Raw genomic sequence first — 15,189 nt, 5'->3', positions numbered from 1 at the left:
CTCGCCGCCGGGCACGGCCGGCCGCTCCTGCTGCAGGCGGCGGCGCGGCCCGCGTGGCTGGCGGCACTGACGGCCGGCTGCCTGGTCGTCGCGGCGCTGTGGGCGGGGCTGATCGTCCACTCCTACGCCGTGCTGCTCCCGGCCGGGCTGTCGCCGCTGTGGCGGCTCGCGGGCGGCACGACGGTGTCGGTCCTGTGCCTGCTGGTGATCGTCCCGCCGCTCACGGCCGCCCACGCGCTGGCGCCCTGCCCGCTACGTGATCATCCGTACGGGTCCCCGAACGGCGGTGGATTCACTATCCTGACGATCTGCACCAAAGGCCACACCCGCTCGCATGCGATCGACTCATACGCAACCTTTGCCCGGTTCGACGCGTCCATAATGTGAGCCGAGGCTTAATTCACTGTGGGTGGGAATCGGAGCGTACATGGGTCGGTCGCCAAGTGGGCGTGCCCGGAACAGGGACGATGAGGGTGCCTCCGGCGGAGCCGGGGGCCTCCCTCGCGCGCTGGCACTGACGCTCGCGTCCGCCCTGGTCTGGGGCGTCGCGCATTTCGTCACGGGCCGCCGGATCGCCGGCGGAGTCCTGCTCGCGCTGTACGTGGCGATCGTCGCCGCCCTCGCGGGCGCCGCCACGCTCTACCGCTCCGACCTGGTCCACTACGCCGTCCAGCCCGCGGTGCTCCAGCGGACCTCCGCCGCGATCATCGCGCTCGGCGTGCTGTGGATCCTCGTCGTCGTCCGCTCCTACCTGCTGCTGCGCCCGACCCGCCTCGCCGCGGGCGCCCGGACGCTCGGCGCGGCCGCCGTCGCGGTGATGTGCGCCGCCGTCGCGGTGCCGGTGGCGTGGTCGGCGCACAGCACCTACGTGTACCGGGACGCGCTGACCAGCATCTTCCGCACCGGCAGCGAGAACGGCAAGCCCGTCGACACCGCGGACCCGTTCAACGGCCAGCCGCGCGTCAACATCCTGCTGCTCGGCGGCGACTCCGCCGCCGACCGCACCGGCGTGCGCACCGACAGCGTGACGCTCGCCAGCGTCGACACCAAGACGGGCGACACGGTGCTGCTGAGCCTGCCGCGGAACCTGGAGCGGTTCCCGATGCCGCCCGGCCCGGCCCGCGACCGGTTCCCCTACGGCTTCACCGGCGACGGCCCGCAGAACCCGGGCCTGCTCAACGAGGTCTACGAGTACGCCGAGAACCACCCCGACGTGGTGCCCGGCGTCGCCAAGAAGCGCCGCGGCCCCGAACTGCTGAAGGCCACCGTCGCCGGAGTCCTCGGCCTGCGCGTGGACTACTACATCCTCGTCGACATGTTCGGCTTCGCCGACATCGTCGACGCCATGGGCGGCGTCAAGCTCAAGATCACCGAGCCGATCCCGTACGGGCTGCAGGGGGGCGTCCTGCAGCCCGGCTACCGGACGCTGAAGGGCAAGGAGGCCCTCTGGTACGGGCGGTCCCGCACCAACAGCAGCGACTACGTGCGGATGAGCCGGCAGAAGTGCCTGATGCGGGCGATCGCCGAGCAGGCCGACCCGCAGACCGTGCTCACCAGCTTCGACAAGCTCGCCGCGGCGGCCAAGCGGACGCTGTCGACCGACATCCCGCAGGAACTGCTGCCCGCGCTGATGAAGCTGTCGAACCGGGTCAAGAACGGCGCTCAGATCAGGAGCCTGCAGTTCGTCCCGCCGCTGATCTACACGGGGAACCCGGACTTCGAGAAGATCCGCACCCTGGCGGCCGACGCCGTCAACAGCGAGCCGCGCCAGGTCAGCACCAAGCCGAGCGGCACGCCCACGGCCTCGCCCACCGCCTCGCCCACCGCCTCGCCGGGCGGGCAGGACGGCGGCGAGCCGTCCAAGCCGAGCTCCAAGCCGGTGTCGCTGGAGAGCAGCTGCCCCTGACCGGCCGGCCCGGCCCGCGGCCGGCGCCCGTCCCGCCGCGGCGGTCCTGACCCGCGTGGATTGTCCTTCCTGGTCCGGGGAGGGGGGATCATTGAGGAACGACCCCTACTTCGAAGGGCTGGTGCGGTGCCTCGGATCCACGGCTGCGACGCCTTCCGCGTGGCGATGCCGCGCGGGCGGCGTCCGGAGAGCGTCCTCGTCCGCCTCGCCGGCGACGACGCCGTCGGCTGGGGCGAGATGGCCGTCCGGGAGGGGGCCGGCGACCCCGGCGCGGCATGGGCGGACATCGAGACGCGCATGGGGCCGGCCCTGATCGGACTCGACTGGGACCGCCCCGAGGACGTGTCCGCCGCCGCCGACCTCGGCGCGCGCGAGGCCGCGGCGGCCGTCGACACGGCCTGCTGGGACCTGTGGTGCCGGACGCGGGGGCTGCCGCTCGCGCACGCGCTCGGCGGCACCCGCACCTCGATCGTCACGGGTGCGCGGATCTCCCCCGAGCCGGCGATCGACACCGTCACGGCCCGGGTCAACAAGGCCGTTGGAGCGGGCCACACCCGCGTCACGCTGGACGTCCGGCCGGGGTGGGACGTCGAGCCCGTCCGCGCGATCCGGCAGGCGTACCCGGCCCTGGCGCTCGTCGCCGACGCGGGCCACGCCTACACCGAGTCGCCGGAGCACCTGGCGGCGGTGGAGGCGCTGGACGCCTACGGCCTGGCGGCGATCGAGCGCCCCTTCGCCGGCGGCGACCTCGCGGCGCACGCCCGGCTCCAGGCGCGGGTGGGCACCGCCGTGGCCCCGGACGTGGGTGATCTGGAGACGCTGGACGCGGCCCTGTCGCTGGAGGCGGGCCGTGCGCTGCACCTGCGCCTCGACCGGCTCGGCGGGCTGACCGCGGCCCGCAGCGCCCACGACCTCGCCTACGCGGCGGGATGGGACGTGTGGTGCAGCGGCAGCGGCGCGTTCGGCATCGGGCAGGCCGCCGCGGTGGCGCTCGCGGCCCTGCCGGGGTGCACGCTGCCGAGCGACGTGTCCGACCCGGCCGGCGGCCCGGTGTTCGTGACGCCGCCGGTGCGCTCGTCCGGCGGCGTCGTCGGCGTCCCGCTCACGCAGCCGGGCCTCGGCCACGAGATCGACGAGGCGCGCATCGAGCGGCTGGCGACCCGCCGACTGCGCCTGTCGACGTGACGCCCGCCCCGGCCTGGGTGGTGGCGGGGCCGCCCGGCTCCGGCAAGACCACGGTCTCGGACCTGCTGCTCCGGCGGTTGCGTCCCGTCCCGGCGCTGCTGGACAAGGACACGATGTTCGGGCCGTTCGTGGAGGCGACCCTCGCGGCGTTCTCCCGCGATCCGGGCGAGCGCGAGGGCCCCTGGTACGACGAGCACGTCAAGCCGCACGAGTACGCGGGGATGACCGCCACGGCGCGGGAGATCCGGTCGCACGGCTGCCCGGTGCTGCTGAGCGGCCCGTTCACCGGCCACATCCGGGACGCGGCGCGCTGGACCGCGTGGGTGACGTCCCTGGGCGGGCCGCCGGTGCGTCTGGTCTGGATCCGGACGGACGCCGCGACCCTCCGGCACCGGCTGGAGCGGCGGGGCTCGCCCCGCGACACGGGCAAGCTGGCGGCGTTCGACGCCTTCGTCGCCCGGATCCTGCCAGGGACGCCGCCTCCGGTGCCCCACACGGCCGTGGACAACCGCCTCGGCGCGCCCGTGCCGCTGGAGGCGCAGCTGGACGCCCTGGCCGAATGACGATCTGGCGGAGACCGCACGGTCTCCGCCAGATGCCAGCCCGCCGGAAGGACCGCCGGGCGGGAACGGCCGTCGCGTCAGCCGTTGATGTTGATGTTCACGTTCTTGTTGACGTTGTGCTCACAGCAGCAGTGGTGGTCGTGGCCCTTCATCGGCTCGCCGGACGCCGTGGCGGCCGACGCCGTGGCGGACAGGCCGGTCATCCCGGCCATCGTCGTCCCGGCGGCGAGAACCAGAACCGCAAGACACCTCTTCATGATCATCCCTTTCGCTCCGGCATCCGGTACTTGCGTAGCGATCGTCCCCGACCTCTGCTCTATGTAATGCAATGAATACTAAGAGTGAGCAAAGGTCGAGGTGAGGTGATTCAGTAGGACTTCGACGGTTCCGGATCCTGGGCGATTACTGCGGCGGCGGCATGTACTGCTGCGGCGGCTCGTGCCGGCCCGGCTGGACGTACCCCGGCTGGACATCACCGGGCTGCGCGTAGGGGTCGGGCTGCGCGTAGGGGTCGTAGTGAGGTGCGGGCGGCGGGAGGGCGGGCTGCTCCGGCTGCGGGGGCAGCGGCTGCCGCCGGGCGGACCGGCGATCCTGGTAGGCGCTCCTGAGCCGGCCCCCGACGCGCTTGCCCGCCTGGCCGACCTGCTGCGCCCGTTCGCTCTGCATCGCGTCCTGCATCCGGGACGCGGACCGCCGGCCCAGATCCTGCATCTGCCGGGCGCGCTCGGACTGCAGGGCGCGCTGCATCGACTCGGCCTGGGCGATGCGGGCGGCGTTCTCACGAACGGCCTGCCCCGCGACCTGGCCCGCCGCCTGCGTGCCGTCCCAGGCGATGACGGCGCCCTGCCGCGCGGCCTGGGCTGCGCGCCGGTAGCCGTCCGCGCGGACGAGGGACGTCCCCGCCACCAGGTCGGCGAGGCCCCGGCGGCGGGCGCCGACGAGGGTCGGCGCGCTGTTGGCCAGGAACACCGCGACGGCGACCAGCCAGGTGACCAGGGACAGGAGGAAGAGCCCGTGCAGGAGGAGGATCCACGCGGTGCAGTACAGGCCGGTGCCGCCCGCCGTGGTCACCAGGGAACGGCGCAGCGCCCTGGACTTGGCGGACCTGGCGTTCTCCACGCGCAGGTCGAGCACGGCCTTGCCGACGGTCCGGCCGGCGAAGGCCTGCCCCGCGAACTGGTGCAGGAACTCGATCAGGATGAGCAGCAGCAGCGCCTGCTCGACTGCGCTGACGGCCGTGTTCCAGATGCCCATGCCGAAGTTCTCGGCGGCCTGCCGGACGTCGCCGCCGGACAGCAGGAGCCCGCCCGCCGCCGACAGGGCGTCGCCCCAGAGCCCGTCCCCGAAGAGTCCGTTGAGCCGTCCCCACGTCATCGTGCCGAGCAGGACCGCGGCGCCGGCGAGGAGGGCGGTGTCGATGCCCCAGGCCGCCAGGCGGCGGCCGCGCGGGGCCGCGGCGGGAGGCGGCGCGGGCGGGATGGGCTCTGCGGCGGGCGGCGGAACGGGTGGCGGACCGTACACGTGAGTCCCTCTGGTCGCGATCTTCATTTTTGATCAAGGCGCGGGGAACGGCAGGAGTCTAGACCGCCCGGCCACGCCGCCGCCACCGGAGCGGTCAGTAGGACTTGGGCAGCCCCAGGGAGTGCTGGGCGACGTAGTTGAGGATCATCTCGCGGCTCACCGGGGCGATGCGCATGAGCCGGACGACACCGGCGAGCATCCCGACGCCGTACTCGGTGGTGAGGCCGTTGCCGCCGTGGGTCTGGATGGCCTGGTCGACGCAGTGGATCGCGGCCTCGGCGGTGGCGTACTTGGCCATGTTCGCGGCCTCGCCGGCGCCCGCGTCGTCGCCCTCGTCGTAGAGCCACGCGGCCTTCTGCCCCATCAGCCGGGCCAGCTCCAGCTCGATCTTGGCGGCGGCGAGCGGGTGCGCGATGCCCTGGTGCGCGCCGATCGGCGTTCTGAACACCTGCCGGGACGCGGCGTAGCCGATCGCCTTGCCGAGCGCAAGGCGGCCGATCCCGGCGCCCATCGCGGCGGCCATGATGCGCTCGGGGTTGAGCCCGGCGAACAGCTGCAGCAGGCCGCCGTCCTCGTCGCCGACGAGCGCGTCGTAGGGCAGCCGGACGTCGTCGAGGTGGCAGACGAACTGCTTCTCCGGCGACACGATCTCCATGTCGATGGGGGTGAAGGTGAAGCCGGGCGCGGTGGTCGGGACGACGAACAGCGACGGCCGCAGGTTGCCCTTCTGGTCCTGCGTGCGGGAGACGAACAGCACGGCGTCCGACTCGTCCACGCCGGAGATGAACGTCTTCTGCCCGTTCAGCACCCACCCGTCGCCGTCGCGGCGCGCCGTGGTGGTGATGCGGTGCGCGTTGGAGCCGGCGTCGGGCTCGGTGATCGCGAACGCCATCTTCACCGAGCCGTCGGCGAAGCGCGGCAGCCAGTGCTTCTTCTGGTCCTCGGTGCCGGACCGGGCGATGATCGTCGCGCAGATCGCCGGGGACACGACCATGAGCAGCAGCGGGCAGCCCGCGGCGGACAGCTCCTCGCACACGGCGGCGAGGTCGCCGATGCCTCCGCCTCCGCCGCCGTACTCCTCCGGCACGTTGACGCCGAGGTAACCGAGGCGCCCGGCCTCGGCCCACAGCTCGTCGGTCTTCTGTCCGGACCTGGCCTTCTCCACGTAGTAGGAGGAGCCGTACTTGCCGCCCAGTTCGGCGACCGCGGCGCGCAGGGCCCGCCGTTCCTCGGTCTCGACGAAACTCATTCGGGGGTCCCTTCGATGACGGCGAGGACGGCGCCGGACTCGACCTGCTGCCCCGCGGTGACGTTCAGTTCGGCGACCGTCCCGGCGGACGGCGCGGCGATGCGATGCTCCATCTTCATCGCCTCCAGGACGACCAGGGTCTGCCCTTCGGCGACGTTCGCGCCCGGTTCGGTCTCGACGCGGACGACGGTTCCGGGCATGGGGGCCAGGAGGGAGCCCGGGGCGATCCGGCCGCTCGGGTCGGCGAACCGCGGTACGGCGACGAGCGCGACCGGGCCGAAGCGGGAGTCGACGTGCACCGCGTCCCCGGCGGCGGTCACGGCGAAGGTCTCGCGGAGGCCGTCGCGGTCGAGGACGACGCGGTCCGGAGCGGCGGACACCAGCGACGTGCCCGGGCACAGCTCGGAGGTCAGACCGTCCCTGTCCAGCCGGTAGTCGACGTCCACCGGGCCGCCGGGCCCCTGGAACGTCCTGCGCTGCGGCTGGGACCGCACGTTGCGCCAGCCCGACGGGAGGCCGCCGAGCACCGCGGCGCCCGCCCGGCTCGCGGCGGCCTGGGCGAGCGCGGCGGCCAGCGCGCAGATCCGGACCGCCGCCTCGTCCGCCAGGGGGGCGGCCAGGGTGTCCAGGCCGACGCGGTCGAGGTAGCCGGTGTCGGTGGCGCCGTCCAGGAACCCCGGCTCCTCCAGGATCCGGACGAGCAGGTCGCGGTTGGTGGTGAGGCCGTGGATACGGGCGCCGCGCAGCGCCGCCGCCAGCCTGCGCGCGGCGCCGGCCCGGGACGGCGCCCACGCGATCACCTTGGCGAGCATCGGGTCGTAGTGGACGCCGACCTCGGCGCCGCTCTCCACGCCGCTGTCGAGCCGCAGACCGTACGCCGCCGGCACGGCGAACTCGGCGTCCGCCCCCGGCACCTCGAAGGTGTGCAGCGTGCCGCTGGCGGGCCGCCAGTCGCGCGCGGGGTCCTCGGCGTAGAGGCGCACCTCGATGGCGTGGCCGCGCGGTTCCGGCGGCGCGGCCGGAAGGCGGGCGCCCTCGGCGACCTCGATCTGCAGCCGGACGAGGTCCACCCCGTACACGCACTCGGTGACCGGGTGCTCGACCTGGAGCCGGGTGTTGACCTCCAGGAAGTAGAAGCCGCCGTCGCGCGCCAGCATGAACTCGACCGTGCCCGCGCCGGTGTACCCGATGGCGCGCGCCGCGCTCGCCGCCGCCCCGCACAGCCGCGCGCGCAGCTCGGGACCGACGGCCGGGGACGGCGCCTCCTCGATGATCTTCTGGTGCCGGCGTTGGATCGAGCACTCGCGCTCGCCGAGCGTCCAGACCGTCCCGTGCGCGTCGGCGAGGATCTGCACCTCGATGTGGCGGGCGTCCTCCAGCAGCGGCTCGCAGAACACCGTGGGGTCGCCGAACGCCGACTCCGCCTCCCTGCGCGCCCCCGCGACGGCGCTCTCCAGCTCCCCGAGCGTCCTGACGACGCGCATGCCGCGCCCGCCGCCGCCCGCGGACGCCTTGACCAGCAGCGGCAGGTCCGCGCCGCCGACCCGGGCGGGGTCGAGCTCGGGCAGCACCGGGACGTCCGCCGCGGCCATCAGCTTCTTTGCCTCGATCTTTGAGCCCATCGCGGCGATCGCCTCGGGAGGCGGGCCGATCCAGGTCAGGCCGGCGTCGAGGACCGCCCGCGCGAAGTCCGCGTTCTCCGACAGGAACCCGTAGCCCGGGTGGACGGCGTCGGCCCCGGCGCGCTCCGCCACGGCGAGGAGCCGCTCCACCGACAGGTAGGTCTCCGCCGGGGACGCGCCGGGCAGCCGCCCGGCCACGTCCGCCTCCCGGACGTGCGGCGCGGCGGCGTCGGGGTCGGAGTGGACGGCGACCGTCCCGACGCCGAGGTCCCGGCAGGCCCGCAGGACGCGGCGGGCGATCTCGCCGCGGTTGGCGACCAGCACTCTGTTGATCATTGTTTCGACACTCACATCCGGAAGACGCCGAAGCCCTCGGCGCCGCGCACGGGGGCGTTGTGGACGACGGACAGGCACAGGCCGAGGACGGTCCGGGTGTCGCGGGGATCGATCACCCCGTCGTCGTAGAGGCGCCCGGACAGGAAGAACGGCAGCGACTCGGCCTCGATCTGCGCCTCGACCATCTCCCGCATCGCGCGGTCCTGGTCCTCGTCGTAGGCCTGCCCGCGCGCCTGCGCCGCCTGGCGCGCCACGATCGACAGGACGCCCGCGAGCTGCTGCGGCCCCATCACCGCCGACTTGGCGCTCGGCCAGGCGAACAGGAACCGCGGGTCGTACGCGCGGCCGCACATGCCGTAGTTGCCCGCCCCGTACGAGGCGCCCATGACGATCGAGATGTGCGGGACCCTGCTGTTGGCCACCGCGTTGATCATCAGGGCGCCGTGCTTGATGATCCCCGCCTGCTCGTACTCCCTGCCGACCATGTAGCCGGTCGTGTTGTGCAGGAACAGCAGCGGGGTGTCGCGCTGGTTGGCGAGCTGGATGAACTGCGCCGCCTTCTGCGCCTCGTCCCCGAACAGGACGCCCTGCGCGTTGGCGAGGATCCCGATCGGGTAGCCGTGGACGCGCGTCCACCCGGTGACCAGGCTCGTCCCGTACAGCGGCTTGAACTCGTCGAACCGCGACCCGTCGGCGATCCGGGCGATGACCTCGCGCGGATCGAAGGGGATCTTCAGGTCCTCGGGGACGATCCCGGCCAGCTCCTCGGCGTCGTACAGCGGCTCCTCGACCGGGCCCGGCGCGGGGCCGAGCTTGCGGTGGTTGAGGTTCGCGACGATCCGGCGTCCGAGGCGCAGCGCGTCCTCCTCGTCCGCCGCCATGTAGTCGGCGAGCCCCGAGGCGCGCGCGTGCATCTCGGCGCCGCCGAGCTCCTCGTCGTCGGCCTCCTCGCCGGTCGCCATCTTCACCAGCGGCGGCCCGCCGAGGAACACCTTCGCGCGCTCCCTGACCATGACGACGTGGTCGCACATGCCCGGGATGTAGGCGCCGCCCGCCGTGGAGTTGCCGAACACGAGCGCGATCGTGGGGATCCCCGCGGCCGACAGCCGGGTGAGGTCGCGGAACATGCGGCCGCCCGGGATGAAGATCTCCTTCTGCGTCGGCAGGTCCGCGCCGCCCGACTCGACCAGGTTGATGACGGGCAGCCGGTTCTCCAGCGCGATGTCGGACGCCCGGAAGCTCTTCTTCACCGTCCACGGGTTGCTGGCCCCGCCCCGCACCGTCGGGTCGTTCGCCACGATCATGCACTCGACGCCCTCGACGACGCCGATGCCGGTGACGACGCTCGCGCCGACCGGGAAGTCGCTCCCCCACGCGGCGAGGGGGCTCAGTTCGAGGAACGGCGAGTCGGGGTCGAGCAGCAGCTCGATGCGCTCGCGGGCCAGGAGCTTGCCGCGCCCGCGGTGCCGCTCGACGTACTTCCGGCCGCCTCCTTCCAGCGCCTTGGCGTGCTCGGCGTCCAGGGCCGCCAGCTTCTCCAGCATGGCCGCGCGGCGTTCCCGGTACTCCGGGCTCCGCGCGTCCAGGGTGCTCTTGAGGGTCACAGGACTGCCTCCGGGATGTCGACGAGGCGGGACCGCAGCCACTCCCCCAGGGCCTTGCCCTGGGGGTCGAACCGGGTCGAGGCGGACACGCCCTCCTGCAGCAGCCCTTCGACCACGAAGTTCACCGCACGGAGGTTGGGCAGCACATGCCGGCGGACGGTGTGCTCGCGGGTCTCCGGCAGCAGCTCGCGGAGCCTTTCGGTGGTCAGGAAGGGCTCCAGCCAGCGCCACTGCGCGTCGGTCCGGGCCCACACGCCGATGTTGGCGTCCCCGCCCTTGTCCCCGCTCCGCGCCCCGGCGACACGGCCTAGCGGCGCCCGGACGGCGGCGCCCGGTGGGACGCCTCCGGCGGACGGGGCCTCGGCGGAGACTTCGAGGTCGCGCACGTGCGGAGCCGCGGGGATGGCGATGCGCTCGCCCTCGTGGGTCACCGCGACATGCTCGACGGCCTCGTTCGGGACGTAAGCGGGCGTGTAGACGCCGTAAGGGCCGCCCTTCCCGGGTGGGGAGGTCATGGTGAAGCCCGGATAGCCGGCGAGGGCGAGTTCCACGACGGCGCCGCTGAACGCGCGGCCGACCTTCTCGGGGTCCGGGTCGAGGACGGCGCAGCGGAGCAGGGCGGTGGCCTCCCCCTGCGTGGCCGGGTCCGGCCCGGGGGCGCCGATGAGCGTCCATTCGACGCGGGACGGCCTGCCCTTGGTGAAGGCGGCCTCCAGCTGCGCCTTCACGAGCTCGGCCTTGGCCTCGATGTCCAGGCCGGTGAGGACGAAGGTCATCTCGTTGCGGTGGCCGCCCAGGTGGTTCAGGCACACCTTGGTGGTCGGCGGCGGAGGGAGGCCCCGGACGCCGCTGATCCGCACCCGGTCGGGCCCGTCCTGCGCCGGATGGATCGTGTCGAACCGCGTCGTCACGTCCGGGCCGGCGTAGGCGGGCGCGCCGATCTCGTACAGGAGCTGGGCCGTGACGGTCTCGACCGTCACGGCGCCGCCGGTCCCGTCGTGCTTGGTGATCACGCTGGACCCGTCGGGATGGATCTCGGCGATCGGAAAGCCCGCTGCCTTTACATTGTAGATTTCTTGGAAGAAGGCGTAGTTGCCGCCGGTCGCCTGCGCGCCGCACTCCAGGACGTGCCCGGCGACCGTCGCGCCCGCGAGCGCGTCCCAGTCGTCGCGCGCCCAGCCGAAGTGCGCGGCCGCCGGACCCACGACCAGAGACGCGTCGGTGACGCGTCCGGTCACCACCACGTCCGCGCCGGCCCGCAGGCACTCGGCGATCCCCCAGGCGCCCAGGTAGGCGTTGGCGGTGAGCGGCCGCCCGTGGCGGGCGTCCGCCAGGCCGAGCTCCTCCGCCCGGAGCAGCAGATCGTCGCCCTCCACATGGGCGATCCGCACGTCGATCCCCAGCCGGGCGGCCAGCTCGCGCAACTGGGCCGCCAGCCCCCGCGGGTTGAGTCCTCCGGCGTTCGCGACGATCGTGGTGCCGCGCTCCGCGGCCAGGCCGAGGGACTCCTCCATCTGCCGCAGGAACGTCGCGGCGTACCCGGCGTCCGGGTCCTTCATCTTCCCGCGCCCGAGGATCAGCATCGTCAGCTCGGCGAGGTAGTCGCCGGTGAGGACGTCCAGCGGCCCGCCCTCCAGCATCTCCCGCACCGCGGAGAAGCGGTCGCCGTAGAAGCCCGAGGCGTTACCGACCCGCAGCGGTTGGCTCATGGCCAGAACCCTGCCACCCCACCCCCAAAAAATCAATCACGCATGATTGTTTCTGGCCGCGGAGGCACCACGGTCCGGACGTGCCCTCAGCCGCCAAGGAGCGGGTCGAGGGACTCCTTCAGGACTCCTCCTTGATCGCCGCTTCCACCAGGACGCGGGCGGCCCAGGTGATGGCCTCTTGCTCGGCCTCCGGGTCGAGACCGCGGAAGTCACGCAGGGTGATCTGCGCTTCCCGGCCGACCACGATGGTCAAGGCCGAGATCAGGCGCTGGAACGACTCCTCGCTCAGGACGCCGTGGAGCGGCCGGCAGGCCTGCTCCAGCCACTCCACCCGGCGGGGGCTCCGGCTCGGCCGGGCGCCGTTCGCCGGCGGATCGACGGTGAGACGGACGAGTCGGCGCCCCAGAGGAAGCGACTGCGGTGAGTACTCCAGCAGGGTCCGGATCAGGGCGTCGACGCGGGCCGCGGCATCGCCTGCGGGCGCGAGGTGCATTGACCTGCACAACAGTGCAATCAATGCACCTAGGTGAAGCATCTGTGACGCAGGACACGGGGCCCGCCTGTCACAAGGGCCCGATCCCCGGTGCCTTGTGTTCGAGACCGACAACGAGGAGCGGAGAGATCATGAGCAAGGTCTGGTTCATCACCGGTTCGTCCCGCGGCCTGGGCCGCGAGTTCGTTGAGGCCGCCCTGTCTCGCGGCGACAGGGTCGCCGCGACCGCCAGGAACACCGCGAGCCTGGACGACCTGGTCGCCGCCCACGGCGACGCGGTTCTCCCGCTCGAGATGGACGTGACCGACAAGGCCGCCGTCTTCGAGGGCGTGAAGCGGGCCAAGGAGCACTTCGGCCGTCTCGACGTCATCGTCAACAACGCCGGCTACGCCCAGATCGGGGCGATCGAGGAACTGACCGAGCGGGAACTCCGCGACCAGATGGAGACCAACCTGTTCGGCGCGGTGTGGGTCGTCCAAGCCGCGCTGCCCCACCTGCGCGAGCAGCGCTCGGGACACATCATCCAGCTGTCCTCGGCGGCCGGGCTCATCGCCATGCCGCTCGGCGGGGCGTACCACGCCTCCAAGTGGGCCCTGGAGGGCTTGAACGAGGCACTCGCCGGCGAGGTCGCCGACTTCGGCGTCAAGGTGACCATCATCGAGCCCGGCGGCTTCGCCACCAGGGAGAACAAGAACCCCGATCCGCTGGCCAACGGCCACATGGCCCGCAACGACCCGGCCTACGACGGTCTCCGCCGGCGCCTCGCCCAGGTCGCGGGCAAGCAGCCCGCCGGCGACCCGGCCGCCGCGGCCCGGACCCTCCTCAAGATCGTCGACTCCGACGCCCCGCCCCTGCGGGTGCTGTTCGGCCAGGGCTTCTATCCGATGATCCAGCAGGCGTACGCGGACCGGCTCAAGACCTGGGCCGACGGCCAGGACCTCTCGGCAGAGGCCCACGGCAACCTCGACCAGCGAGCCGGGTGACCCGATCCGAGCTCTTCCGACCTGGAGGCAACGACCCTCGTGTAGGTCAGGACGTCTCGTCAGTGGACGTGCGCCGCGACGCGAGCCGCCACTGATCGCAGCCGGTACCGCACCGGCACCGAAGGCCCGGCCGGTTTCGGCCGGGCCTCCACGCGTCCCGCTGAAGCCCTGCCTCCTCGCCAGTGCACCCAAGCACCGCCCGCTACCGTCTCCCTGGCCGGCCACCTCACTGCGGGAGCCGACCGAACCATCATCGGAAGGAACGGCGCGGCACACCATCGCTGAACACGGCGATCCCGCGATCGACGGATGTCCCGTCCTCAACGTGATCCCGCACGGCGTCCCCGGGGGGCCGGTCACGGTCGGCTGCCGCCACCACGGCGGGCGGGGTGGTTCTCCAACGTCCGCACAGGGGTGCCGATCCGTCCGGCTAACGAGCTGGACGCGGCAGCGCGGCACATCGGTACGGCCGTAAGGCAGGCGAAGCGATGACGGTGGCGAAACCCGGGGCACGTCCCCGAGCAGCGGCGGCCGACCTTCGAGACCAGGAACCCGGCGGATGGGGAAACGGGCGGCACGTCGCGTTCGAACCCTGGGACGCTTTCGGTGCGGGCTCAGGGGAGCATCCGGGCCAAGGCCGGGGTGGGCGGTGTGCCGTGGTTCGTCCTCGCGGCCGGTGACCCGCTGCGGCCGTGCCACGATCCCGCCAGGGTCGCCGGGGAGATTGATGCGGTACTGCGCGACACACGGTGACACGGACGCCGCAGCGCCGGCGGCGGGGGCGCGGAGGAAAAATCAATCGCGCATGATTGTTCCTCCCGCGGATCGTTGATTGACTGGAAGGCCACCGGACCAAGGAACCCATGACCGCTCAGGCACTCCCCCGCGAACCGCAGCAGGACCGCAGCCGCGCGACCAGGCAGCGCCTCCTGGAGGCCGCCATCGACTGCCTCGCCTCCGTCGGCTGGGCGGGGACGACCGTGGCCGTGGTCGCTGAGCGCGCGGGCGTCTCCCGGGGCGCCGCCCAGCATCACTTCCGGACGCGGGAGGAACTGGTGACGGCGGCGGTCGATTACGGCTCCGAGGTGCGGATGGCGCAGATGCGGGAACACCTGGACGGCCTCGCCGGCCGCCGTCCGTCCACCCGGGACATCGTCGCCGTGCTCGGTGAGATGTACACGAGCCCGCTCTTCCGCGCCGCGTTGCAACTCTGGGTCGCCGCCAGCTCCGACGAGCAACTCCGCGAGCAGGTACTCCCCCTCGAAGCCCGCGTGGGCCGAGAGGCGCACCGCCTCACCGTCGAGGCGCTCGGCGTGGACGAGAGCGTCCCCGGCGTCCGCGAGACCGTCCAGGCGACCCTCGACCTGGTCCGCGGCCTCGGCTTGGCCGACCTGCTCACCGACGACTCGGCACGCCGCACCCGCCTGCTGCACCAGTGGGCCACCACCCTCGACCAGGCGCTCGGCCGCTGAGCCCTCAACAGCGCACGGTCCAAGGGAGATCGCCCGCAGCGGATCGCGCCCGCCGATAGGGAGTGGGCCACCGAGGTGAGGACCGCCGCGATGCGCGGGGGGCCCGGCGCCCTGCTCCTGGTGATGGCCGTCGAGCCCCGGGCGTCCACGGCCCGCGAGGTCATCGTCGGCCCATCACTCTCGCGCCACGGCTCACGCGGTTGTGGCTTTCTCGAACGGCACCATGGCGCAGGCACGTTCCTGCAGTCCGGCCAGACCGTTCCCTTGTCGGAGGGCGGCCTCATCATCGTCGACGGCGTCGCCCGGCAGGAGGCGGAGAAGATCACCGCCGAAGGCCCTTTTATGCAAGCCGGGGTCGCGCTCAGCCGGCGCTCGCCGCCCTCACCGGCGGACGGAGCGTCCCTCCGGCATAGCACCTGGGCAATGCGAAAGGACCCTGGGAGCCTTGCATGAAATGAGAAAGGCCCCGCCGGTAACGGCGGGGCCTTCCTGCAATATGTGTCCGGCGGCGTCCTACTCTCCCACACGGTCTCCCATGCAGTACCA

Annotated in this window: 12 protein-coding genes and 1 pseudogene; 6 read left to right on the top strand and 7 right to left on the bottom strand. The window is 72.9% G+C overall.

Going from position 1 to position 15,189, the window contains the following annotated elements; translation table 11 throughout:
- The 4 genes and pseudogenes from AB0K37_RS33020 to AB0K37_RS33005 form a co-directional block, all read left to right on the top strand.
- A pseudogene (locus AB0K37_RS33020) lies at window positions 1-387 on the top strand (hypothetical protein); the annotation flags it as partial.
- Window positions 388-427: 40 nt separating this feature from the next.
- Window positions 428-1,906 (top strand): LCP family protein, encoded by a 1,479-nt coding sequence (locus tag AB0K37_RS33015; RefSeq protein WP_363987665.1) that lies wholly within the window; start codon window positions 428-430, stop codon window positions 1,904-1,906.
- 126 nt (window positions 1,907-2,032) lie between these two features.
- A complete protein-coding gene (locus AB0K37_RS33010) occupies window positions 2,033-3,091 on the top strand; it encodes an enolase C-terminal domain-like protein (RefSeq protein ID WP_363987663.1) in 1,059 nt (352 codons plus the stop codon).
- Window positions 3,088-3,654 (top strand): AAA family ATPase, encoded by a 567-nt coding sequence (locus tag AB0K37_RS33005; protein ID WP_363987661.1) that lies wholly within the window; start codon window positions 3,088-3,090, stop codon window positions 3,652-3,654. The genes AB0K37_RS33010 and AB0K37_RS33005 overlap by 4 nt, the downstream gene beginning before the upstream one ends.
- 77 nt (window positions 3,655-3,731) lie before the next feature.
- Here AB0K37_RS33005 and AB0K37_RS33000 read toward each other — a convergent pair whose 3' ends face one another.
- From AB0K37_RS33000 to AB0K37_RS32970, 7 genes are all read right to left on the bottom strand, one after another.
- Window positions 3,732-3,917, bottom strand: coding sequence for a hypothetical protein (locus tag AB0K37_RS33000; RefSeq protein ID WP_363987660.1), 186 nt, complete (start codon window positions 3,915-3,917; stop codon window positions 3,732-3,734).
- 139 nt (window positions 3,918-4,056) lie between these two features.
- On the bottom strand, window positions 4,057-5,175 hold the full coding sequence (locus AB0K37_RS32995) for an RDD family protein (protein ID WP_363987658.1): 1,119 nt from the start codon (window positions 5,173-5,175) through the stop codon (window positions 4,057-4,059).
- A gap of 94 nt (window positions 5,176-5,269) precedes the next feature.
- The gene (locus tag AB0K37_RS32990) at window positions 5,270-6,424 is read right to left on the bottom strand and encodes an acyl-CoA dehydrogenase (RefSeq protein ID WP_363987656.1); all 1,155 of its coding nucleotides are present in this window, start codon (window positions 6,422-6,424) and stop codon (window positions 5,270-5,272) included.
- A complete protein-coding gene (locus AB0K37_RS32985; protein ID WP_363987654.1) occupies window positions 6,421-8,382 on the bottom strand; it encodes a biotin carboxylase N-terminal domain-containing protein in 1,962 nt (653 codons plus the stop codon). The genes AB0K37_RS32990 and AB0K37_RS32985 overlap by 4 nt, the downstream gene beginning before the upstream one ends.
- A gap of 11 nt (window positions 8,383-8,393) precedes the next feature.
- Window positions 8,394-9,926, bottom strand: coding sequence for a carboxyl transferase domain-containing protein (locus AB0K37_RS32980; RefSeq protein WP_363987667.1), 1,533 nt, complete (start codon window positions 9,924-9,926; stop codon window positions 8,394-8,396).
- A 56-nt stretch (window positions 9,927-9,982) separates the two neighbouring features.
- Entirely contained in the window at window positions 9,983-11,695 is a 1,713-nt protein-coding gene (locus AB0K37_RS32975; protein ID WP_363987652.1) for an acyclic terpene utilization AtuA family protein, read from the bottom strand.
- Window positions 11,696-11,813: 118 nt separating this feature from the next.
- Window positions 11,814-12,188, bottom strand: coding sequence for a hypothetical protein (locus tag AB0K37_RS32970; protein ID WP_363987650.1), 375 nt, complete (start codon window positions 12,186-12,188; stop codon window positions 11,814-11,816).
- 131 nt (window positions 12,189-12,319) lie between these two features.
- On the opposite strand from AB0K37_RS32970, the gene AB0K37_RS32965 reads away from it, so the two are divergent.
- Together AB0K37_RS32965 and AB0K37_RS32960 are read left to right on the top strand one after the other, a co-directional pair.
- A complete protein-coding gene (locus AB0K37_RS32965; protein WP_363987648.1) occupies window positions 12,320-13,171 on the top strand; it encodes an SDR family NAD(P)-dependent oxidoreductase in 852 nt (283 codons plus the stop codon).
- An 863-nt stretch (window positions 13,172-14,034) separates the two neighbouring features.
- Entirely contained in the window at window positions 14,035-14,643 is a 609-nt protein-coding gene (locus AB0K37_RS32960) for a TetR/AcrR family transcriptional regulator (RefSeq protein WP_363987646.1), read from the top strand.
- Window positions 14,644-15,189 lie beyond the last annotated feature (546 nt).

The sequence above is a fragment of the Actinomadura sp. NPDC049753 genome (genome assembly GCF_040674655.1).
GTDB classification, from domain to species: domain Bacteria; phylum Actinomycetota; class Actinomycetes; order Streptosporangiales; family Streptosporangiaceae; genus Spirillospora; species Spirillospora verrucosospora.
This window is presented reverse-complemented; position numbering and strand designations above follow the sequence as displayed.